16 protein-coding genes and 1 tRNA gene are annotated in these 22,178 nt (G+C 68.0%); 4 read left to right on the top strand and 13 right to left on the bottom strand.

What is annotated here, in order from left to right; genetic code table 11:
- The first annotated feature begins 142 nt into the window (after positions 1-142).
- Complete coding sequence (gene clpB / locus G6035_RS08680; protein WP_176616690.1) at positions 143-2,761, top strand: ATP-dependent chaperone ClpB; 2,619 nt, start codon at positions 143-145, stop codon at positions 2,759-2,761.
- A gap of 11 nt (positions 2,762-2,772) precedes the next feature.
- Here clpB and G6035_RS08675 read toward each other — a convergent pair whose 3' ends face one another.
- On the bottom strand, positions 2,773-4,032 hold the full coding sequence (locus G6035_RS08675) for a septum formation family protein (protein WP_176616689.1): 1,260 nt from the start codon (positions 4,030-4,032) through the stop codon (positions 2,773-2,775).
- 316 nt (positions 4,033-4,348) lie between these two features.
- Here G6035_RS08675 and G6035_RS08670 point away from each other — a divergent pair, with 316 nt between their 5' ends.
- Entirely contained in the window at positions 4,349-4,579 is a 231-nt protein-coding gene (locus G6035_RS08670; RefSeq protein ID WP_176616688.1) for a DUF3073 domain-containing protein, read from the top strand.
- Between the two features lie 234 nt (positions 4,580-4,813).
- Here G6035_RS08670 and purM read toward each other — a convergent pair whose 3' ends face one another.
- The 7 genes from purM to G6035_RS08635 form a co-directional block, all read right to left on the bottom strand.
- The gene (purM, locus tag G6035_RS08665) at positions 4,814-5,959 is read right to left on the bottom strand and encodes a phosphoribosylformylglycinamidine cyclo-ligase (RefSeq protein WP_176616687.1); all 1,146 of its coding nucleotides are present in this window, start codon (positions 5,957-5,959) and stop codon (positions 4,814-4,816) included.
- 23 nt (positions 5,960-5,982) lie between these two features.
- Positions 5,983-7,548 (bottom strand): amidophosphoribosyltransferase, encoded by a 1,566-nt coding sequence (gene purF, locus G6035_RS08660; protein WP_176616686.1) that lies wholly within the window; start codon positions 7,546-7,548, stop codon positions 5,983-5,985.
- A gap of 53 nt (positions 7,549-7,601) precedes the next feature.
- Positions 7,602-7,907 carry a hypothetical protein gene (locus tag G6035_RS08655; RefSeq protein ID WP_176616685.1) on the bottom strand — a complete coding sequence of 102 codons (306 nt, stop codon included), beginning with the start codon at positions 7,905-7,907 and terminating at the stop codon, positions 7,602-7,604.
- Between the two features lie 18 nt (positions 7,908-7,925).
- Positions 7,926-8,282: a sterol carrier family protein gene (locus G6035_RS08650; protein ID WP_176616684.1), complete on the bottom strand. Its 357-nt coding sequence runs from the start codon at positions 8,280-8,282 to the stop codon at positions 7,926-7,928.
- 11 nt (positions 8,283-8,293) lie between these two features.
- Entirely contained in the window at positions 8,294-9,298 is a 1,005-nt protein-coding gene (locus G6035_RS08645; protein ID WP_176616683.1) for an asparaginase, read from the bottom strand.
- 65 nt (positions 9,299-9,363) lie between these two features.
- Positions 9,364-9,915 (bottom strand): hypothetical protein, encoded by a 552-nt coding sequence (locus tag G6035_RS08640; RefSeq protein WP_176616682.1) that lies wholly within the window; start codon positions 9,913-9,915, stop codon positions 9,364-9,366.
- 33 nt (positions 9,916-9,948) lie between these two features.
- Positions 9,949-12,501, bottom strand: coding sequence for a S1 family peptidase (locus G6035_RS08635; protein ID WP_176616681.1), 2,553 nt, complete (start codon positions 12,499-12,501; stop codon positions 9,949-9,951).
- A gap of 233 nt (positions 12,502-12,734) precedes the next feature.
- Between G6035_RS08635 and purD the strand changes: the two genes are divergently transcribed.
- Positions 12,735-14,027, top strand: a complete 1,293-nt coding sequence (purD, locus tag G6035_RS08630; RefSeq protein WP_176616680.1) for a phosphoribosylamine--glycine ligase — start codon at positions 12,735-12,737, stop codon at positions 14,025-14,027.
- A gap of 12 nt (positions 14,028-14,039) precedes the next feature.
- A complete protein-coding gene (locus G6035_RS08625; protein WP_176616679.1) occupies positions 14,040-14,963 on the top strand; it encodes a phosphoribosylaminoimidazolesuccinocarboxamide synthase in 924 nt (307 codons plus the stop codon).
- Here the strand turns inward: G6035_RS08625 and G6035_RS08620 are convergent.
- The 5 genes from G6035_RS08620 to G6035_RS08600 all read right to left on the bottom strand — a co-directional run bounded on the left by G6035_RS08620 (position 14,960) and on the right by G6035_RS08600 (position 21,601).
- Positions 14,960-16,222, bottom strand: coding sequence for a helix-turn-helix transcriptional regulator (locus G6035_RS08620; protein WP_176616678.1), 1,263 nt, complete (start codon positions 16,220-16,222; stop codon positions 14,960-14,962). The genes G6035_RS08625 and G6035_RS08620 overlap by 4 nt on opposite strands.
- A gap of 169 nt (positions 16,223-16,391) precedes the next feature.
- Entirely contained in the window at positions 16,392-18,404 is a 2,013-nt protein-coding gene (locus tag G6035_RS08615; protein WP_176616677.1) for a DUF6541 family protein, read from the bottom strand.
- Between the two features lie 164 nt (positions 18,405-18,568).
- Positions 18,569-20,251, bottom strand: a complete 1,683-nt coding sequence (locus G6035_RS08610) for an APC family permease (protein WP_176616676.1) — start codon at positions 20,249-20,251, stop codon at positions 18,569-18,571.
- Positions 20,252-20,535: 284 nt separating this feature from the next.
- Positions 20,536-20,612: transfer RNA gene (locus G6035_RS08605), tRNA-Pro, on the bottom strand.
- 179 nt (positions 20,613-20,791) lie between these two features.
- On the bottom strand, positions 20,792-21,601 hold the full coding sequence (locus tag G6035_RS08600) for an enoyl-CoA hydratase/isomerase family protein (protein ID WP_176616675.1): 810 nt from the start codon (positions 21,599-21,601) through the stop codon (positions 20,792-20,794).
- Between the last annotated feature and the right edge of the window lie 577 nt (positions 21,602-22,178).

The following is a 22,178-nucleotide window of genomic DNA, read 5'->3' as shown; positions in this document are numbered from 1 at the left end:
TCTAAAGGTTGACGCAACGTCAAGGTCAAGGGTCAATTTCGCCTAGGAAGAAATACTTGGGGAAACGCACAAAAATGAAGTTGAGCGTACTAGACTCAACTTTGGCAGCATTGAACCAAAACCGCTTGTGAAAGGACCTCTCTTGGACGCCAAATTCACCACTAAGAGCCAGGAGGCTCTTTCCGCAGCAGCCATGAACGCCTCCACCGCCGGAAATCCCACCGTGGAGCCGGCCCATTTGCTCAAGGCCCTCATGGACCAGCGCCAGGGCGTCGCCGTGGCACTCCTGAGGGGCGCCGGCGTCGACCCTGACGTGGTCAGCGTCGCCGCCAGCACCGCCATCCACAACTTGCCGGCGTCGTCCGGCACCTCCGTGGCCCAGGCCCAGCTGGGCCGCAACACGCTGCTTGCGGTGCAGGCGGCGCAGCAGGCTTCCGAGCGCATGGGGGACAGCTATGTCTCCACCGAGCACCTCCTGCTGGGCCTGGCGGACGACGCCGGCGCCACGGGCAAGGCGCTCCGTGAGGCGGGTGCCACCCGGCAGGCGCTCGACGCCGCTCTGCCCACCGTCCGCGGCGACGGCAAGGTCACCAGCCCCGATCCGGAAAACACCTTCAAGGCGCTGGAGCAGTTTGGCACCGACATGACCGCCATTGCCCGGTCCGGCAAGCTGGACCCGGTGATCGGCCGCGACTCCGAGATCCGCCGCGTCATCCAGGTGCTCAGCCGCCGCACCAAGAACAACCCCGTGCTCATCGGCGAGCCCGGCGTGGGCAAGACCGCCGTCGTCGAGGGTCTGGCCCAGCGCATGGTGGCCGGCGACGTGCCCGAGTCCCTGCGCGGGAAAACCCTGGTCAGCCTGGACCTGGCGTCCATGGTGGCCGGCGCGAAGTACCGCGGTGAATTCGAGGAACGCCTCAAGGCCGTGCTGGAGGAAATCAAGTCCTCCGACGGGCAGATCGTGACCTTCATTGACGAAATCCACACCGTGGTGGGGGCCGGTGCCTCCGAAGGGTCCATGGATGCCGGGAACATGCTCAAGCCCATGCTGGCGCGCGGCGAATTGCGCCTGATCGGCGCCACCACGCTGGATGAATACCGGGAGAACATTGAAAAGGACCCCGCCCTGGAGCGCCGCTTCCAGCAGGTGTTCGTGGGTGAGCCCAGCGTCGATGACACGATCGGCATCCTGCGCGGCCTCAAGGAACGCTATGAGGCCCACCACAAGGTGGCCATCGCCGACTCCGCGCTGGTTGCCGCCGCCACGCTGTCCAACCGCTACATTTCCGGCCGGCAGCTGCCGGACAAGGCGATCGACCTGGTGGACGAGGCCGCGTCCCGCCTGCGCATGGAGATCGACTCGGCGCCGGAGGAGATCGACCAGCTCCGCCGCGCCGTCGACCGCCTGACCATGGAGGAGCTCGCCCTCAGCGGCGAGACGGATGAAGCCTCCGTGGAGCGGCTGGAGGCGCTGCGCGCCGACATGGCGGACAAAAAGGAAGAACTTGCCGGGCTCAATGCACGCTGGGAAGCGGAGAAGGCCGGCCTGAACAGGGTCGGCGAGCTGAAGGCACAGCTGGACGAGCGCCGTTCCGTGGCGGAGAAGGCCCAGCGTGACGGCGACCTGGAGCTGGCCTCCCGGATTCTCTACGGCGAACTGCCGGCATTGCAGCACGAGCTGGATGCCGCGGCGGCCGAGGAGGCGACGGAGAAGAAAGACCTGATGGTGGCCGAGGAAGTCACGGCCGACGACATCGCCGAGGTCATTTCCGCCTGGACGGGCATCCCCGCCGGGCGCATGCTGCAGGGCGAAAGCCAGAAGCTGCTGAACATGGAGCAGGTGCTCGGGGCCCGGCTGATCGGCCAGTCGAAGGCGGTCACGGCCGTTTCGGACGCCGTCCGCCGCGCCCGGGCCGGCATCAGCGACCCCGACCGTCCCACCGGTTCCTTCCTCTTCCTGGGGCCCACCGGCGTGGGCAAGACCGAGCTGGCGAAGGCACTAGCGGACTTCCTCTTCGACGACGAACGCGCCATGATCCGCATCGACATGAGCGAATATTCGGAGAAGCACTCCGTCTCCCGGCTGGTCGGTGCCCCTCCCGGATACGTCGGCTACGACGAGGGCGGGCAGTTGACCGAAGCCGTCCGGCGCCGCCCCTACTCCGTGGTGCTGCTGGACGAGGTGGAAAAGGCCCACCCCGAAGTCTTCGACATCCTGCTCCAAGTGTTCGACGACGGACGACTCACCGACGGGCAGGGCCGCACCGTCGACTTCCGCAACGTCATCGTGGTGCTCACCTCCAACCTGGGCTCCCAGTTCCTGGTGGATCCGGCACTGAACGACGACGAGAAGCACAAGGCCGTGATGTCCATTGTGGAGGCGTCATTCAAGCCCGAGTTCCTGAACCGGCTCGATGAAATTGTCATGTTTGACGCCCTGAGCGTGGACGAGCTGTCCCGGATTGTGGAGCTGCAGGTCCAGTCGATGGCCTCACGGCTGGCCGGGCGCCGCCTGACGCTGGAAGTGACCGACTCGGCCAAGGCCTGGCTGGCGCTGACCGGCTACGACCCTGCCTACGGGGCACGGCCGCTGCGCCGGCTGGTCCAGCGGCAGATCGGCGACCGCCTGGCCCGCGAACTGCTGGCCGGGGAGATCGTGGACGGCGACACGGTGCTGGTGGACACGGCCGCGGACTTCGACGAGCTGACCACCGGCGACGTTCCCGCCGGCGAATCGGGGCTGACCGTGCGCCGCAAGTAGCCGGCCCCGGCCTACTGGACCAGGCTCGCCGTGATGTTGTTGCCCGCAGGGTCGACGGCGATGCACTGGACCAGGCGGTCGCCGGTGCTCCACGAATTGCCCGTGGGGAAGTACTGGAACACCTGGAGCCCGCTGTATTTCCTGGCCGCGTCCGTGATGGGGGCGTCCTTGCACAGCTGGCTGGCCTTGGCCCTGACGGCGGCGTCTCCGGGGAAGGACGCGGCCTGTCCGTACTCGGAGGAGGCAACCACCTGGGCGGAGTGCGGTGAACTGCACAGCACGACGTCGGTCGGCGTGATTTGGGTTGCGTTGAAGCTGCGGAGGCAGTCGCCGTCGAGCCAGTTCCCCGGCTGCGCCTGCGGAACGATGATCCCGCCCGAGCCACCGGCATCCGCCGGAGCGACAGCCTGGGAACTGGCGGCACCGGACGCCGGGGCCGCGGCCTGGGTGCCGCCCTGGACCAGGCCCACCACCAGCCAGATCAGCAGGCCGACGAGGATGAGCCCCGCAACAACGATGGCGAGCACGATCAACAGCTTTCCTGCGTTTCCCTGCTGCCTGCCCGGCTCGGGCAGGGGAGCAGGCGGGCGCGACTGGGCCGTGCGGGGTGCTCCGGCCGGCTGGTCCGGCTGGCTCGGCTGAACGGCCGGCTGGGGCGTGTCCGGCGGCGGTGCGGCGTCGCCCTGGGCCTGCTGGCCCGGCGACTGCCACGCATTCGCCCTGGGCTGCCACGGGGTGGCCGACTGCTGCCACTGCGTGGTGGGCTGCTCCCACCGGGTCTCGGGGCGGCGCCAGCCGGACCCGTCGTCGACCCCGCTGCCCACCCGGTGCGGGCCCCCTTCCGGTGCCGCCTCCGCCGCCTTCGGAGCTTCAGTTGCCTTCGGGGCCTGCTGTGTTGCCTTCGGGGCCTGCGCAGTCCCGTCATCCGCGTCCCAGTGGTGCTCGGGCGGGGGCACGGTAAAGTCCACGTCGGCGGCAGGCACGGAGGAGATGACCTCGGCGGCTCCCAGCTGCGTGGAGCGTTCGGCCTCGCGTTCAACCGCGGCCGCCTCCGCCTCCACCTGGTCCAGGTCGGCGCTGTCGGCAGCCTCCGCGCTGATCTTGGCATCCCCCAGTTGCGGTTCGGAAAACTCAAACTCGTCCCCGGGCACCTCCGGCTGCACCGGCGCCGCGTCGGGCGCAGCGGTCCCGGCGGACCCGCCGTCCGGCGACCGGCCCTCCGCGGGTGGTTCCCCGGCAGGGGTCCCGTTTGCCTTGTCGTGTTCGCTCATGAAGAACTGGCCTTCCCTGGTGCGCCGGCTGCCGGCGCACTGCTTTGCCTGGACACAAGGAAATGTGCTTCGCCCAGGGCACAAATTATGGTCCCCCTGCAGGGGATAATTCCCCGTCTTATTCGACTCTATCGAATATTTCCCGGCCGTCACGGAAAAATAAGGGACCGCCCGTGGGCAGAACGATCCGGCGGCGGGAGCAGCCGCTGCGGATGTCATGTAATCTAGGAGTACGACAAATTGACCGAATATTCCGGAGCCTCGCTCTCAGCCCGAGCGACCACCTCCGGTCCAAGTGTAAAAAGGGGGTCACGCCATGGGGCGCGGCCGTCAAAAGGCGAAGGCAACCAAGCAGGCTCGGGACATCAAGTACTACTCCCCGAACACTGACTATTCAGCTCTGCAAAAAGAGCTCGGTGGAACTACTCGGCGAGCCCCGAGCCGTCACATTGAGGTTCCTGCAGAGCCTGACTACTCGGCATATGAAGACAAATATGCGGATCAGTTTGAGGACGACGACGAGGCAGACTCCCGCCGTATCGGCTAGGGGCGCTTAGCCCGACAAACGCAACAAACCCTGCACCATGCCTGGTGCGGGGATTTTGTTGTTCCCCAAATGCTCCCTAACCTCGTACCTCGGCCAGGGGCCCTCGCATTTGTGGGCCCACCCAATCCTCCCTAACCAAGAAGGACGGCGCTTGCGGAATACGATGGCGCCTTGACGCTGTCCATTCCGCAAGCGCCGTCCTTTGTGCGGAGGCGGCCGGTGAATCCAGTGAAACTAGGCCGCGTAGTCGCCCACGAGGCGGACGGCGCCGCCGTCGACGCCCTTGGCGCCCTGCGTGTAGTCGGAACCGGAGCGGTCCGCGTCGGAGTCCTCAGCGGCCACGGTGCCCATGACCCAGGACGGCAGGCCGCGGGCGTTCAGGCGCTCCACGGCGGCGTCGGCGGCGTCGGCGGAGACAACGGCCACCATGCCCACGCCCAGGTTCAGCGTGCGCTCCAGGTCGGCCAGCGGCACATTGCCCAGCTGCGAAACCAGGCTGAAGATGGCCGGCAGGCTCCACGTGGAGCGGTCCACCGTGGCCACAAGGCCCTGTGGCAGCACGCGGGCCAGGTTGGCGGCCAGGCCGCCGCCGGTGACGTGGCTGAAGCCGTGCACGGCCTTTTCCGCGGTGACGGGCAGCAAGCGGGCCAGGTCCAGGCAGTCCGCAGCGTACACCCGCGTCGGTTCCAGCAGCTCCTCGCCCAGGGTGCGGCCAAACTCGGAGACCTGGCGGTCCAGGGCCCAGCCGGCGTGGTTGATGACGCGGCGCACCAGGGAGTAGCCGTTGGAGTGCAGGCCGGAGGAGGCCATGCCGATGATGACGTCGCCGGCGCGCACACGCTCGGGCCCCAGCAGAAGGTCCGCCTCGACTACGCCCGTGCAGGCGCCCGCGACGTCGTATTCGTCGGGGGCCAGCAGGCCGGGGTGTTCGGCCGTCTCCCCGCCCACCAGGGCGGTGCCGGCCACGGTGCAGGCGGACGCGATGCCGCGGACAATGTCCGCGATCCGCTCCGGGACCACCTTACCGGTGGCAATGTAGTCGGTCATGAACAGGGGTTCTGCGCCCACCACCACGATGTCGTCCACCACCATGCCGACCAGGTCAAAGCCGATGGTGTCGTGGATGTCCATGGCCTGGGCGATGGCCACCTTGGTGCCCACACCGTCCGTGGACGTGGCCAGGAAGGGCTTCTTGTAGCTGAGCAGCCTGGAGACGTCGTAGAGCCCGGCAAACCCGCCGAACCCGCCCACCACGGAAGGGCCGTGCGTGGCCTTGACGGCTTCCTTCATGAGTTCGACGGCGCGGTCCCCGGCTTCGGTGTCCACCCCCGCACTGGCGTAGGTGATGGCGGTGTTGGATTCCTGGGAGGCGTTGGTCATGGCGTCTCTTCCTTGCAAGATTCTTAGGAACCGTCTGCGGCAGAACGGTCTTGGTCGGTCAGGATGGATTCCAGTTCCGCGTCAGGTCCCGGGTCGCAGCCGGTGGAAGTGGTGGAATCGCCGTCCCTGGTGCGTTCGAGCAGGTTCTTGCCCAGGCGGTCGCTGGAGGGCAGCTCGATCGGGTAGTTGCCGGTGAAGCAGGCCGTGCACAGTTGTTCGCGCGGCTGCAGCGTGGCGTCGATCATGCCGTCCTCGGAGATGTATGCGAGGGAGTCGGCGCCGATCGACTTGCTGATCTCGTCCACGGCGGCGCCGTTGGCGATCAGTTCGGCACGGGAGGCAAAGTCGATGCCGTAGAAGCATGGCCAGCGCACGGGCGGCGAGGAGATCTTCACATGGACTTCGGCGGCACCGGCCTCGCGCAGCATGCGCACCACCGCACGCTGGGTGTTGCCGCGGACAATGGAGTCATCCACCACCACAATGCGCTTGCCGCGGATCACCGATTCCAGGGCGTTGAGCTTGAGCCGGATGCCCAGCTTGCGCAGCGTTTCGCTGGGCTGGATGAAGGTGCGTCCCACATAGGCGTTCTTGACGAAGCCGTGGGCAAACGGGATGCCGGACTGTTCGGCATAGCCAATGGCTGCCGGGGTGCCGGATTCGGGCACGGGGATGACGAGGTCTGCCTCGGCACGGTTTTCGCGTGCCAGCTGGCGGCCCATCTCCACGCGGGATTCGTAGACGGAGCGTCCGGCAATCGTGGCGTCCGGACGGGCCAGGTAGACGTATTCAAAGACGCAGCCGGCCGGCGTGGCGGCGGCAAAACGCTGGGTGCGCACGCCATCTTCGTCAATGGCGATGAACTCGCCGGGTTCGATGTCGCGGATGAAGCTGGCGCCCATGGTGGCCAGGGCGGCGCCCTCCGAGGCCACGACCCAGCCGTTTTCCAGCCGGCCCAGCACCAGGGGGCGGACGCCGTGGGGGTCGCGGGCCGCGTAGAGCGTGTGCTCGTCCATGAAGACAAAGGAAAACGCGCCGTGGACCTTGGGCAGCAGCTCCATGGCCGTGGCTTCGAGCGAACGGCCCTCCCCGCCCCGGAGCAGGGTGGTGACCAGGGCCGTGTCCGTCGTGTTGCCCTGTGCCATTTCGCCGGAGGTGGGCACGCCGTACGCGGCGATCACCATCTCATGGAGTTCGGCGGAGTTGGTCAGGTTGCCGTTGTGCGCCAAGGCAACGGTGCCGGTGCTCGTTGCGCCGAGGGTGGGCTGGGCGTTGGCCCAGTTGGCGGCACCGGTGGTGGAATAGCGGCAGTGCCCCACTGCCATGTGCCCGGTCAGGGTGTTCAGGGTCGATTCGTCAAAGACCTGGGACACGAGGCCCATGTCCTTGTAGACGCTGATCCGGGAGCCGTCGCTGGTGGCGATTCCGGCTGATTCCTGGCCACGGTGCTGCAGGGAATACAGCCCGTAGTACGTTAGTTTGGCGACCTCTTCGCCTGGGGCCCAAATGCCCAGGACACCGCAGGCGTCCTGGGGGCCCTTTTCGCCGGGCAAAAGGTCATGTGATAATTTTCCGTCTCCGCGTGCCACGAGAAAATTGTCTCACGTAATGCCGGGCCCCTCTACCGCGTGACGCGGGCCACTCAGGCGGGCAGTTCGCCGGATTCGTCCTCCGGAACGGACTCAACCATGGCGGTGCCGGCGCGGCGGACGCTCTGGCGGTCGATGACCAGGGCCACCACGGCGCCGAGGCCGACCCCCGGGAGCATCAGCAGCACGGCGAAAAAGCCGAAGACGCTGCCGGCGTCGAACTGTTGCGCCCCGTTGGTGGTGAGTGTGAGGATCGCCGCCACAATCACGCCGACCACGGCACCGGCGATCATGAAGGGAACGTACTTGGGTGCACGGCGGACGGTGAGTTCGCGGCGCTCAACTGGCTGGGAAGTCATAGCTACAAGGGTACCCGCCTAGCGCAGCGGCAGTTCCCCGGAGAGGTCGGCCCGGAGCCCGGAGGCCGCCAGGAGGCCGCGTTCGACGGCGTCCCCCCAGGCGAGCTGTCCGGTCACCAGCGCAAGCCAGGTTCCGGCGTCGCACTCCACCACATTGGGCGGGGTGCCGCGCGTGTGGCGGGGGCCGGCAATGCACTGTGTGACCCCAAAGGGAGGCACCCGCACCTCCACGGAGTTCCCGGGGGCACGGGCGGCAAGCTCCTCCAGCGCGTACCGCACGGCCATGGCGGTCACGGCGCGGGACGCGCCGCCGAGGGTCCAGGCAGCGAGGGCGGCGCTGCCCTCGGCAGGGTCAATCCGTCGTCGGGCAGCCACCGGTGCGCCTTTCAGTCCAGGAGGGCACTGACGGCCTGGCCCAGGCGAAGGCTGCCGGCAGGCCGGCCGCCGCCCATGACCGGCGGCACCACCTTGTCCAATACGGCGGCCACTTCCGGCACGTCCAGGGCGCCGCAGGCCGCCAGCAGGGTCAGTGCCACGAGGGTGCCGGCGCGGCCGTTGCCGTCGAGCATCTTCACGGCCACGGAGGCGCCGGACGGGGTGGCCATCGCCAGCACGCCTTCGGCCCCCAATTTCGCCAGGACACCCAGTTCTTCCATGACCACGGTGTTTGGCCGGCCGTGGCCTTCCACGGCCCAGGGGTAGTCCAGCATGGAGGTGGCCACGGTGGCTGCGCGGGCGTTGGCCGACGTGTCCGACGGTGCCTTGGCCAGCGTGGTGAACGCCCGGGCCAGGCCTGTGAGCGTGACGGACATGACGGGCGCGCCGCAGCCGTCAACGCCCGTGTGGCGGACAGGCTGGCCGGTGTACTCCTCCAGCACCGTGCGCACGGCGCGCTGCATGGGGTGGTTGGGCTCCAGGTAGCCGGCCGTGTCCCAGCCGTTTTCGGTGCACGCCCACAGAAAGGCCGCGTGCTTTCCGGAGCAGTTCATGGCGAGTTTGGATTTGCCGCAGTCGCTGCGCAGCAGCCGGGCGCGTGCCGCGGGGTCGGCGGGCCAGGCGGCCGGGCAGCCCAGGTGTTTTTCGGTCAGCCCGGCGGCCTTGAGCATGCCGGAAACCACGTCCATGTGTTCCATCGAGCCGCTGTGGCTGCCGGCGGCGATGGCCACCTGCGCGCCGCGCAGCGGCACCCCGGACTGCATGGCGGCCAGGGCCTGGAAGGGCTTGACGGCGGACCTCGGGAAGATGGGGGAGCCGACGGCGCCCAGCTTCGTCACCACGGAGCCGTCGCCCGCCACGACCACGGCGGAACCAATGTGCCTCGACTCGACAAATCCACTGCGTTCCAGGACGGCGAGTTCGACGGCGTCGTGCGCCCGGAAGGTCTGGATCATGGTGTCATCCTAACGATTATTTTCGCCCCCGTGCCGGGCGGCGCGTCGCGCCCTGGCGTTATGTCCTATAGGGGGGTGGCCGGACCCGTGGAAACCCTGATGGCCAGGGGGACCTTTCCGGCGGGACGGGCCTGCGCAGCCGCGGCGGAGATGGCTTCGAGCTGCCCGGCGGCAACATAGATGGTGACGGTGCCGCTGCGCCCGTCCGGGATGATTTTGTAGATGGCGGCTGCCTGGTCGGGTGGCAGGGATGCCTGCCAGGCCGCAACGGACTTCAGGGCCGATTCCAGCTCGGCGGCATTGAAGGTGACCAGCTTGGGGATGGCGCCGGCAGCGGCGACGGTTTTCTCCGCTTCCGGGGTGGTGACCGCCACATGCAGGCGGCCACCCTCGATCCAGGAGTCGGAGTAGGCGCTGCCCAGCTTCGATTTCAAGGTGTCCTTGAGCGCCAGCAGCTCGGTGGAGGTCCGGGTTGCCGGGGTGGTTTCACTCGATTGCGGGCCCGTGGTGGACGTGCCGGGGCCGGCCGGGGCCTGCTCCTGTCCACATCCGGCCATGGCCAGCGCTCCCGTCATGGTGGCGGCAACGAGGACGGCCGCCATCTTCCTGCCTTTCATGTCTTGCTCCGTACTGTTGAAGGAGTGCTGCTGTCAGTGTGAGGCGTTGCGGCGGCGGAACAGCAGCAGCGCTGCCCCTGCCAGCAGCAGCACGCCGCCGGCGGCCGTGAGGGGGCCGGTGCCGGACGCTCCGGTCATGGCCAGGCTGCCGCCGTCCACCGAACCCTGGGCCGCCGGGGCGGCGGGCGCGGTGGGCTGCCCGGCGGCCGTTGGTGCGGCCAGGACCGTGAAGGACGACGCCGCTGCGGCGGACGTGAGCCCGTCAATGGTCTGGGTGGCCGAGATGCTGTGTGTGCCGGGTGCGAAAGAGGCACCGAGGGTGAGCTTCCACGTCCAGCCGGACACCTGGGCCTTGTACATCTGGCCGTCGACGGTGACGGACACGGAAGCGCCGGCGGCGCTGCTGCCGGAGAGGGACGACGGCGCGGCGGCCGCCGCAAAGCGCTGGCCGTTGGCCGGCGCGGTGACGGCCGGGGCGGCAGGGACAACAGTGAACCTGGCGGTGGCGGCCTGGGAATCATTCCAGTCCGCCAGTGACTGCTTGGCCGTGACGGAGTAGCGGCCCGCCGCAAGGGCGGGGGAAACCGCCACGGACCACTTCCCGTTGGCGTCCGCCACGGCGGTGCCGGTGATGGCGCCCAACGCCATGGCAGTGCCCGCGGCAGGCACGGCGGAGGTGCTCAGCGTGATGGTTGCGTGGGGCGTCCCGGTGCCCGTGACGGCCCGGACGGGGGCCGCAGCCGAGCCGTTGGGCGCGGGCGCGGTGATGGCCGGTGCGGGCAGCGTGCCCTTGACGACGGCCAGCGTGAAGCTGGAAGCCGCGGAAAGGCTGAAACCGTTCTTGGCCTGCGCGGAAAACGTAAAGGAACCGTAGGACCTTGGGGCCGCGAACGTGAAGTTGCCTGATGCGTCAACAGTGGCCGTGGTCTTTTTGCCGGCAAGGGTGATGACTGCCACCGTGCCCGCCGGGGCGCCCGCCACCGTGCCGGTGATGGTGCCGCCGGGGCGGATGGTCCCGTGGTTGGCGGGGGTGTCCAACGTGGGGGTGTTGAGATGGATCTTGACGGTGTAGCCGTCAGTTGCATTCAACGCGGTCACCAGGTCGGCGCTGTAGGCCCAGGCCGTGCCGGATGGGTCCGTGCCGCCGGCACTGGTCATGCCCACGGCCGTGGTGCCGGAGATGACCGGGCCGCCGGAATCGCCCGGACCGCTGGCCATCGTGGTCGAGCCAAAGCCCCGCACGGCGCGGACATCAGCGATGCTCTGGGGGTCCTGGACGCCGCCGACCAGGAAGACGCCCACCTCCGCAACGGTGCCGCAGGTCCAGCCGGTGGTGCGGCCGGACTTGCAGATGTCGGAGCCAATGATGGCGGAGGAAACCCCGGTGACCTTGGTGGCCGGGGCCGTAAGGTTGGCCGGGTCGGACCAGTGCGTGACCAACGGAAGCTGGTTCAAGCCCGGGGCCAGGCTGTCAATGACGGAGACGTCGGTGCCGATGTTGCCCAGGTTGTTCTGGCCGGTGGTCGGGTCAAAACCAGTGACGGCGCTGTTGCCGGGACCGCCGAACTGGGAAAAGCCAAACGTGCCCAGGGCGCCGATCAGGCCGATGGTCGGGCTGCCGGACCTGCCGGCCGGGTCCAGCCGGGGATCGGTCAGCTGCGGGTGCTTCAGCGCCCCGTCCTCGGTGCAGTGCCCTGCGGAGATGATTGCGGGGTTGCCGTTCCTGTCAAAGCCGTTCCAGCCGACGGAGCAGGTGTCATACTCATTGCCGGAGACCTGGGTGGCGTAACCCTGTCCGTTCACCACGTCGCCTGCGTAGGCGGTGGCCGGTCCGGCGGCCGCCTTGACCACCACGTTTCCGTAGTGGGCGGCAAAGGCAGCCACGGAATCCGTCGGTGCCGTGGCCGCGGCCATCGGGGCCGCGGTGGGCGGCACCGTGGCAGGTGCGGCGTCGGCCGTGGCCGGATCGCCGGTGCGGATGACGTAGTCGCCGGCGGCGTTGACCATGATGGACTGCAGCTTCCGGACGCCGAAGGCCTTGACATATTCAGCGAACAATCCGTCGATTCCGGGGGCGGCGGCCTTCGCCGCAGCGGCATCCGGCGCCTTTTCCGGCACGATGGTGACCTTGGTGGTGCCGGCTGCCTGCCGGGCCGCCGCGGGGGATGACGTCACCACTTTCAGGGCGTTCCCGACCACGGAAACCACTGACGCGGGGTCGCTCTTCCTGAGCTCGGCCTCGACGCCGGCCGCCTTGCCGGCCAGCTCGCCGTTGGCGTCAAACTCGGCAACCGTCTTGCCCAGGTCGCGCTTGATGGCCTCCGCGAGGCCCTCCTGCTGCGCGGCCGGGCTTTCGGTGGCGGCCGCCGCGGGCGTGCCGGTCGTGGGGGAGGCACTGGCGGTGGCGGCACTCGTGGGGGAGGCCGCCGTCGTGGGGGAGTCCGTGCTGGACTGGGTGGCCGCCGTCGGCCCGCTTTGCGGCTCGGCGTAGGCGGCGCCGGCAGCAAAGGTGCTGCCGATCACCACGGCAACGGCGGCGCAGGTCGCACCTCCGCGCCCAAGGAAAGCGCGTGTGGTTGCGTGCATGAACTTGCCCCCCTGAAAGTTTCGGTCGGGCGGATGGCATTCAACGCCCGGGCGCCCGGTCCTCGTAAGCTATCAAGCCGGCCTGTGCAGGGCAATGACATCGTGCCGTTGCGGTGGCATGTTGCGTGCGGCCGCAACGGTTCCGCGGGGGCAGCGGTGCCCATTGACGGGGCGGCCGTCCCATGCCTGCGGCACTTTACGGGCCCGGGCGCGAAGCACAGTACCCTTGTAGCGTGAAGGTCCTAGTGATTGGCCCGGGCGGCCGCGAACATGCCATTGTCCGATCCCTGCTGAGTGATCCCAGCGTGACGGAGGTCCATGCGGCTCCCGGCAACGCCGGAATCTCCGAAATTGTGCCCACGCACAGGATCGACGCCAACGATCCGGCTGCCGTGACGGCCCTCGCGGTGAAGCTCGAGAGCGACCTGGTGGTGGTGGGGCCAGAGGCCCCGCTGGCCGCGGGCGTGGCCGACGCCGTACGGGCGGCAGGCATCCCCGTGTTTGGCCCCAGCCGGGAGGCAGCGCAGCTGGAGGCCTCCAAGGCCTTTGCCAAGGCCGTCATGGCCGAGGCCCAGGTGCCCACCGCCATGGCCAAGGTCGCCGCCACCCCCGACGAGGCGGCAGACGCCCTCGACACCTTCGGGGCGCCCTACGTGGTCAAGGACGACGGGCTGGCCGCCGGCAAGGGCGTGGTGGTCACTTCCGACCGTGCCGAGGCACTGGCGCACGCACAAAGCTGCTTTGACGCCGGAGGCACCGTGGTCATCGAGGAATTCCTGGACGGGCCCGAAGTGTCACTCTTTGTCCTCGCCGACGGCCGGACCGTGGTGCCGCTGGCACCTGCCCAGGACTTCAAGCGCATCTTCGACGGCGACGAAGGCCCCAACACCGGCGGCATGGGCGCGTACTCGCCGCTGGAGTGGGTGCCGGAGAACCTGGTCCAGGATGTCATCGACCGTGTTGCCCAGCCCACCATCGATGAAATGGCCCGCCGGGGCACGCCGTTTACGGGCGTCCTGTACTGCGGGCTGGCGCTGACCAGCCGCGGCACCCGGGTCATTGAATTCAACGCCCGCTTCGGCGACCCCGAGACGCAGGCCGTCCTGGTGCGTCTCAAGACGCCGTTGGGCGGCCTTCTGCTGGCCGCGGCGAAGGGCCAGCTCGGGGAAGTGGACGAACTCCGCTGGTCGCCCGAGACCGCCGTGGCCGTGGTCCTGGCCAGCGCCAACTACCCCGATTCCCCGCGCACCGGCGACCGCCTCCGCGGGCTGAAGAAAGCGCGGCGCCTGGAAGGTGTGCACGTGCTCCATGCCGGCACGGCCCTGGACGACGACGGCAACACCGTCAGCGCCGGCGGGCGCGTCTTGGCCGTGGTCGGCCTGGGCACCGATCTCGAGGATGCCCGTGAGCGGGCCTATGCGGGCATCGCGCAAATCTCCCTGGACGGGGGCCAATACCGGACCGACATCGCAGCCAAGGCCGCGCGAGGCGAAATCACCGTGGCCGGCCCGGCCGCCCAGGCATAAGGACGAGAAAAGATGACTTCGGCACCAACGACTGCAACCCAGCTGCCCGGCTGGGAACACATCTACTCCGGCAAGGTCAGGGACCTCTACCGGCCCGCGGCCGGCGGCCCAGGGCCGTTCGCCGGCCGGACCGACGTCGTACTGGTGGTGGCAAGCGACAGGATCAGCGCCTTTGACACCATCCTGGCCACCGAAATCCCGGACAAGGGGCGCGTCCTGACCCAGCTGAGCCTGTGGTGGTTTGACCAGCTCGACGTCCCGAACCACCTCGTGGCCACCACGGTGGCCGACGGCGTCCCGGCGGGGGTTGCCGGGCGGGCCATGGTCTGCAAAAAGCTGGACATGTTCCCCATCGAGTGCATCGCTCGCGGCTACCTGACGGGATCGGGGCTGCTGGAGTACCGCCGGCAGCAGACCGTGTGCGGGCTGCCGCTGCCGGCCGGGCTGGAGGACGGCTCCCGCCTGGAGCAGGCCATCTTCACGCCGTCGGCGAAGGCCGAGGTGGGCACGCATGATGAAAACATCACCTTTGAAGCCATGGTGGACACGGTCGGCGCGGAATCAGCCGGCACGCTGCGCAGCCTGACGCTGGAAATCTATGCCAAGGCCGAAGCGGTGGCGCGCAGCCGCGGGATCGTCCTGGCGGACACCAAGGTGGAGTTCGGCACCGACCCGGCCACCGGCACCGTCACCCTGGGCGACGAGGTCCTCACCCCGGATTCCTCGCGCTTCTGGGACGCCGAACTGTGGTCCCCGGGGCGGGCGCAGCCCAGCTTCGACAAGCAGTACGTGCGCGACTGGCTCACCAGTGCCGCATCCGGCTGGGACCGGAACTCGGACACGCCGCCGCCGGCGCTGCCCGCCGACGTCGTCGAACGCACCCGCGCCCGGTATGTGGAAGCCTATGAGCGCCTGACCGGCAGGACGTTCAGCTAGCTGCCGCTCCGGCTGCCGGACCGGCGTAGCGACTCGATCTCCACAATGCTTTCCGTGACCTGGGAGATCTTGTCCGTGGCGCCGGCCTCAGTGAACCGGGCCTTGGCCTCGTTGAAGGCGGCCAAGGCCTCTTCGGTGCGGTCCTGCGCCTTGAGCACCTTGCCCAGCAGCATCGCGGTGTCCCCGGCGATGTGCGTGGCCAGGGTTTCGCGTTCGGAGCCGATGCTTTCCAGCAGCGCCAGAGCCCCCGTCATGTCGCCGTTGAGATAGAGCCAGCGGGCCCGCAACAGCACCACCTCCAGCGTCTCGGTGCGCGTGGCGCCCACCACGGAATGCGCCAGTTCGCTGCGTTCGATCGCCTCGAGCGTGGCCGGCTCCACAATCCCGGCGGCCAGCCGGACCCAGGCGGTGGCCTTGTTGAACTGGGCCCACCGGGCCAGGTCCTGCGTGGGCGAGAGCAGCCGGCCGGCCTGGGCGTGGTGGAACAGCCCGGTGTTGACGTCCTGGCGGATGAACGCGACGTTGCCGATGACCCAGTGGATTTCCCCCGCCAGCTGCGACGGCGTGGCATCCGTGACAGCCTCGGCCAGCGTCAGGCAGTGCTGCCAGGCAGCTTCGAGGTCGCCGGCCTCGGCCAGCGCGCCCACGAGGGTCTGCATGGCAATCAGGTAGGCGGTATATTCCTCGTCGGTGTCGCCGGAGCCGATTTCGACGGCGAGCGTGGCCTCTTCGATGGCCTCGGGCAGGCGGCCCAGGCTCAGCAGCGCGGAGGACATGCTCTGGCGGGTGCGCAGCGTCAGCGCATCGCTGTCGGAGGTAAGGGCGTGGCCCAGCAGCGCCTGGAGGACCTCGAGGGCCTCGGCCTGGCCCCCGCAGCGCAGCAGCGAGTTCGCCTGCAGGTAGGCCATGTTCCACCACGTGACGGCGTCGTGGCTGGCAAGTGCCTTCTCGGCGGCGGCACCGGCGCTTTGGGCGGCACCCACATAGTCGCGGGTGTCCCAGCACTGGCGTGCGTATAGGGAGGCAATCAGGTAGCCGCTTTCCTCCGCGGAGATGGGCTGCATCCATTCCTCGATGGAGTGCGGTGCCAGCTGCAGCTGGAGGGAGAGCTGCTTGATGATTTCAACGGTTGGTTCCCGGCGCCCGTTTTCGAGCAGGGAGATGTAACTGGCCGAGTACAGCGCACCGCCCAGCTCGGACTGGGTGAGGTTCCTTGCCAGGCGTTCCTGCCGTAGTCGAACGCCAAAACTGCTGCCCACTATGGTCTCCTCTTGCAAACCGCCGTGCCGACAAACTGCGGCATCAGTGCGAATCTTATTAACAACTCTAAACGCTATGACTAGTTTGTGATAACCATCTACAAATGTTGTCAACCAGGCTTGTCAGGGCAGCGACCCTCCGGTGCGCCGCAGCGGTTTGGAACGGGGCCTACACGGGCACGCCGGCGCACAGCGTCAGCTTGTACAAGGCGGCATGTCCGTCCCGTGCCACGAGCGTGAAACCCTGGGTCCCGGACGCCAGGGTGACGCCGGGGTACAGAGAGCGGGGGTTGTTGAAGGCCGGGATGTAATCGGTGCCAAAGTCCAGCAGGTACGTCACGCCCAGGCGCTTGGCGGCGGCGCACACCGCCTGGTCGCTGCCCACGCGGTTGAGCCAGAAGCGCAGCGTGTATTGGTCTGCCGTGAGGCTGCCCTGGGAGCTGTAGGGAAAGAGCATGTGCCGGCCGGCCAGGGCCATGGCCAGGGCCGAGCCGTTGTACGGGTTGTTGGCGATGACGTCCTTCGGCGTGGTGAGGGAGTCGAGCCGGTGGATCAGCGCCAGCTCCTGGGCATCCACCTGGGCCAGGCTGTCCGGCTTCGCCGGGACGTTGTACATCTGCCCCACGGCGCCGGCCATCTGCCAAAAGCCGGGGTTTGAGAAGGCGAGGACGACGGCGAGGGCCGCTGCCGCCGTCGTCGTCCCCCCGCGCCGGGAGACCAGGCGGACGCGCGGGTGCCTGGTGGGGAGCCAGCCGGCCAGGCGGTCCACCCCCAGGGCGGCGAGGGGGACGGCGACCAACGGCATCAGGGCCGCGATCCGTTCCGGGTTGTCCCACCACGGGGCCATGACCACGTTGGCCGCGGGCAGGTTGGTGCCGGAGGACAGCGGGTAGGTGAAGGCGACCAGCAGCAGCGAGGCCGGCACCCAGCGCCTGCCGTGGACCTTGGCCGCCGTCCACGCACCGGCCAGCACCAGCAGGAGCAGGGCTGCGGCCGGGAACCAGATGGGGGCCGGTGCCTGGGTGATGTTGCGCAGGAAGGCCAGCGGGAACGGCAGGAACGCCGGGCTGGTGTAGTTGAACAGACCCCTGACTTGGGGCAGGGACAGCAGGCCGCCCGCCACGGCGGCCACCGACGCCGCCAGCACGGCGGCGCGTGTCCAACCCTGGCCGCGGCTGTCCGCGAACCCCTTGCGCAGCCACAGCCACACCCGCTGGACCAGCAGGGGGGTGAGCACCAGCAGGATGCTGAACACGCCGTTGGGTTGGGCCATGGCCAGCCCCGGCAGGAACAGCACAATTGCCGCCAGCGCCAGGGCCGGTTCCAGCGGCGGGCGAGCGGATGGGCTGAGGATCAGCAGCACCAGGGCCGCGCCGGCGGGAACCAGCGCGTTGGAGAGCATGTTCGGGTAGGCGGAGCCGTATTGGAGCAGCAGGTAGGGGAACGCGGGAAACGCGGCGGCGAGGGCGCCTGCCGCCAGCAGCATGACGCGCCGTTCGCCAAACACGGTCCGGGCCAGGAACACGCAAGACAGCGGCCAGACGAGCCCGGCCACCGCCAGCCAGAGGATGTTCGTGGCCGCCGGGACGCTGATCCCGGTCGAGATCACCAGCAGGCTCGCCAGCCCGTGCCAGGCGCCGGGGTAAAACACCGAGGCTCCGGCAGGCAGGATGAACCCGGAGATGGCGAACGACGACGCATTCCGGGTCTCCACGGCATATTCCGTGGCGTTGAGATGGAACACGGAGTCGTAGCCCTGGGTGAACTGCCCGGGGCTGGGCGAGACGACCACCAGGAACACCGTGGTGACGGCCAGCGCCACCAGGACACCGGCGACGGCGGCCTGCAGGGTTGCGCGGGACGCCCTCCGCCGGTGCGGGGCGGCGGGGCCGGCCGGGACCGCCCCGGCCGCCGGCTGCAGGGCCGGAATGAAACGGCGGGCCAGCCAGGCGGCCGCCGTGGCGATGGCCGTGCCCAGCAGCAGCACGGGCCAGCCCCACGGCAGGTGGATGAGTGGTGCCACCACCGCGCTGACGGCCGCCACCGAGACGGACACGGCAGGTGCCAGGCACAGTGCGGGGAGGCCGCGGATGCGCAGCGCCGTGACGACGGCGGCGCCGGGCACGCCAAGGATCAGCAGGGCCATGCCGAACGCGGGCACGGCCTCGAGCCATGAGGTCACGCCGGTGCCCCTGAACTGTTGAGGTCGATGTCAGGGCACCTGGAACGTGGCGGGGGCACCGGGCCGGGCCGGCGTGCCGGCCCGGCTGCCATTCCGGGCGCCAGTATCGTGGCCGCCCATCGGTGCCAGTGTCTCAGTCATGCCCCCCATTGTATCCGGGCAGCCTAGACGGCCAGTTCCTCCTCGTCGCGCGACTCCTCCTCGGCGTCGTCGATGTACTGCTGCACCTTGGCCAGCGGCAGGTGCGAGTTCAGGGCGAGGATGAAAACCACCACGGTGATGACTGCGTTGCTGAGGAAGGCCCACCAGAACAGGACCGGGTGCTCGGCGGGATCCATCAACCAGCTTTGCACCCCGACCAGGACGAGCCACGGGATCAGCCAGATGGCGCCGGCCCTGAAGTCCAGCTTCGGCTTGGTTTTGCGGTCGCCGGTGAATTCGAAGATGACCAGCAGGATGTAGCCGAGCAGGATGGTGATGAAGATCTTCATGTTGGTGGTCCACCCGCCCCAGTACACGATCAGGTTTGCACAATAGAACGCGATCAGCGGGATGGTGTAGCCGCCCGGGAGCTTGAAGGGGCGGGCCCGGCCGGCCATTTGACGCCGCAGCGTGGCCACCACCAGCGGGCCGGAGCCAAAGGACAGCACCGTGGCGGAGGTGATGAAGCCGACCAGCTGTTGCCAGCTCGGGAACGGCAGGAACATCACCAGCCCCACCAAAAAGGTCAGGAAGAGGCTCCAGTGAGGCACGCCGTGGCTGTTGGTGCGGGCCAGCCAGCGCGGGGCATTGCCGTTTCGGCCCTGCGCGTAGGAGACGCGGGCGGCAATGGTGGTGTAGATCAGGCCGGTGTCGGTCGGGGAGATGATGGCGTCGGCATACAGCAGGTAGGCCAGCCAGGTCAGCCCGCCCATCGTGGCCAGGGCCGCGAGCGGGCCAAAGTCGTTGGTGAACGTCAAGTGCGACCAGCTGCCTGAGCTTTGCAGCACGTGCTCGGGGATGCCCATGGTGAAGGCCACCTGCAGCAGGGCGTAAATGACGGCCGTGATGCCCACGGAGCCGATGATGGCGAAGGGAATGTTGCGTTTCGGGTTCGACGTCTCACCGGCCAGTTCAATGCCCTGCCGGAAGCCGAGGAAGGAGAACGTGATGCCTGCGGTGGCGATGCAGGTAAAGATTGCGGGTGCGCCGGAGGGCGCAAAGCCCAATGATGTGAAGTTGTTCAGCGTGCCCATCTGCGTGGTGCCGAAGGCCATGACCAGGAACGTGGCGATGACCAGCAGGATGATGACGAGCTTCCACCACACCAGGACATTGTTGATCTGGGCGAACAGGCGAACACCGTAGTAGTTGATGACAACAAAGATGGCCATCAGGATCACGGCAATCAGGATGCCCACCGGCGTCAACGTGTGCACGGTGGTGTTGGCAACCCGCTGGGCGATGGTGAAGGGCGCGTATTTGGTGGCGTAGGTCAGTGCACCCATGACCTCGATGGCCGGGACGGCGGCGGAGCTGATCCAGGTGATGAAGCCCAGTGAATAGCTGGCGAAGGATCCCCACACCAGGTGGGGGTACCTGACCACGCCGCCGGAGATCGGGAACATCGGGCCGAGTTCGGCATAGCAAAGGCCGATCATCAGGACCATGAGTCCGGCGATCAGCCAGGAAAAGATTGCCGCGGGCCCGGCAATTTGTGAGGCGTTGTAGGCTCCGAACAGCCAGCCCGAGCCGATGATGGAGCCGATGGCGGTAAACAGTAGTCCGATCGGCCCCAGGTGCCGCTTGAGTTTGGTTCCTTGTTCGGGAGCCCCTCCCTGCTGTTTGCTTTCTTGTGTTGTGCTCATGGGAAAACCATCTCCTTTGGCGGTTCCGGTGCTGCGTGACCTAGGCTACACCCGGCGTTCGGCGTGCATTGGAGAGTTTGCTGGAGGTTTGCCATGAATTGTTTCGGTGCTCTTTGGGCGGCGTGTGGGGGTAGCCGTCATGTTTGCCGCATGTAAGGCGCAAGCGCGCAGGGGCAGCGCTGGGTGGAGTGTTTCGACGCGGGCGCGAGGCAGCCGGCGGGGCCGGAAACACTGGTCCCGGAAACACTGAAGGCAGCGTCCGTGCGGACACTGCCTTCAGTTCTTGGTCGGGGTGACAGGATTTGAACCTGCGGCCTCGTCGTCCCGAACGACGCGCGCTACCAAGCTGCGCCACACCCCGATCCATTGCCCTTGACCGGCCATCAACTGATCCGCAAAAGCAACCTCTCAAGAGTAGCGGACGGATGCCCCTTACGCGAAATCGCCCGGCACGGCGCCGCGGCAAGGAGGCTTCGCTGGCGGTCCCGTTGCCCGGGAACGATGGGGGACTCCGGCAGGATTTCTTCCTTGCCGCCAAAGTCATGGCTCCGGGGCGGTGGCGGATGGAAAATTCGGCGCCCGTATTCCGCGGAGTGCGGCGACCCCCTCGAGCACATCCGGTCCCAGGAACCCGAGCATCTCGTAGGCTGCCGACTGGTCGAAAATCGGTCCGGCGGCGCGGAGCCAGCCGTTCATGGCCCGCTTGGTCAACTGGATCGCCGTTTGCGAGCCGTGTGCAAGGCCTGTGGCCACGCGCAGCGCCTCATCCAACACCTGCTCCCGGGGGACAGCCCGGCTGACCAGGCCAATCCGCTCGGCCTCCGCCCCGGTGAGCATCTCGCCGGTCAACAGGTAGTAACGGGCCTTGGCCATGCCCGCCAGAAGCGGCCAGATGATCGCTGCATGGTCGCCGGCGGCCACGCCCAGCTTGACGTGGCCGTCGCCGAGACGGGCGTCGTCGGCACAAATGGAGATGTCTGCAAGCAGGGCAACGGCGAGCCCGGCGCCAACGGCCACCCCGTTGATGGCCGCGACCACGGGTTTGTCGCAATTGACGATGCCGTAGACCAACTGGCTCATTTCGGCGAGCATGTGCCTCACGCGGTCGGAATTGCCGGCCAGCCGCTCCACCATGTCGAGGTCGCCGCCGGCACTGAAGGCCGTGCCGGCGCCGGTAATGACGGCCACGCGCGTTTGGGGGTCGTTGGCGACGTCCCGCCATACCCGTGCGAGTTCGCCGTGCATCTGCTCGTCGGTGGCGTTAAGCTTCTCCGGCCGGTTCAAGGTGACCAGCAGGATGCCGTCGCCAGGCCGGCTGAAGGCCAGCTGCTGGTAAGTGGACGGCATCATGTGCATCGCCTCTTCGGGTCGTTTCCGTAGTGACGTGCCGGCCAGCCGCCGCGCCCTGCTGACGGTGCGGGCGTGATGGCTGTTTCGGCACTTGTGACGTCTGCTGCATACGCAATGAATTTTAATTCGGTGTTGCGTGGCTGTCGATGAATTTGCGGCTTACATGCATAGGCCGGCGCCAGGTTCTTGATGCAGGCGGAGGGCGCGCTGCCGATTCAAGAGTGCCCCGCCGTCGTCCTTGCAGTGCGGCCGGACCCCCTACATACCTGCCGGCGGGCGGTCGGAACAGCAGTTTGGCATCCGCCAACAAGAATCGAAAAGTCCTTTGATTACGTAAAAACATCCTAATGTCAGGACAAACCCTTGACTTTAGTGACGGGGATCACGATGATCTATGTAGCGGAATATACGGGCCGGGCGCGGACGCTTGGCAGAAACCCCAAATGAAGGAGACCGCAAGTGAGGAAGATCCCGTGGCGGAAGGTGGCGGTGGTTGCCGTCGTGGTGCCGATGTTGGCACTGAGTGCGTGTTCAAGCAGTGGCGGGCGGCCGGCTGCCAGTGCCGCAGCCGGTGGCA

The sequence above is a fragment of the Arthrobacter sp. SDTb3-6 genome (assembly GCF_013376095.1).
In the GTDB taxonomy this organism is placed as follows: domain Bacteria; phylum Actinomycetota; class Actinomycetes; order Actinomycetales; family Micrococcaceae; genus Specibacter.
The sequence above is the reverse complement of the archived record's forward strand: the minus strand, read 5'-3'. Positions and strand labels throughout refer to the sequence as shown.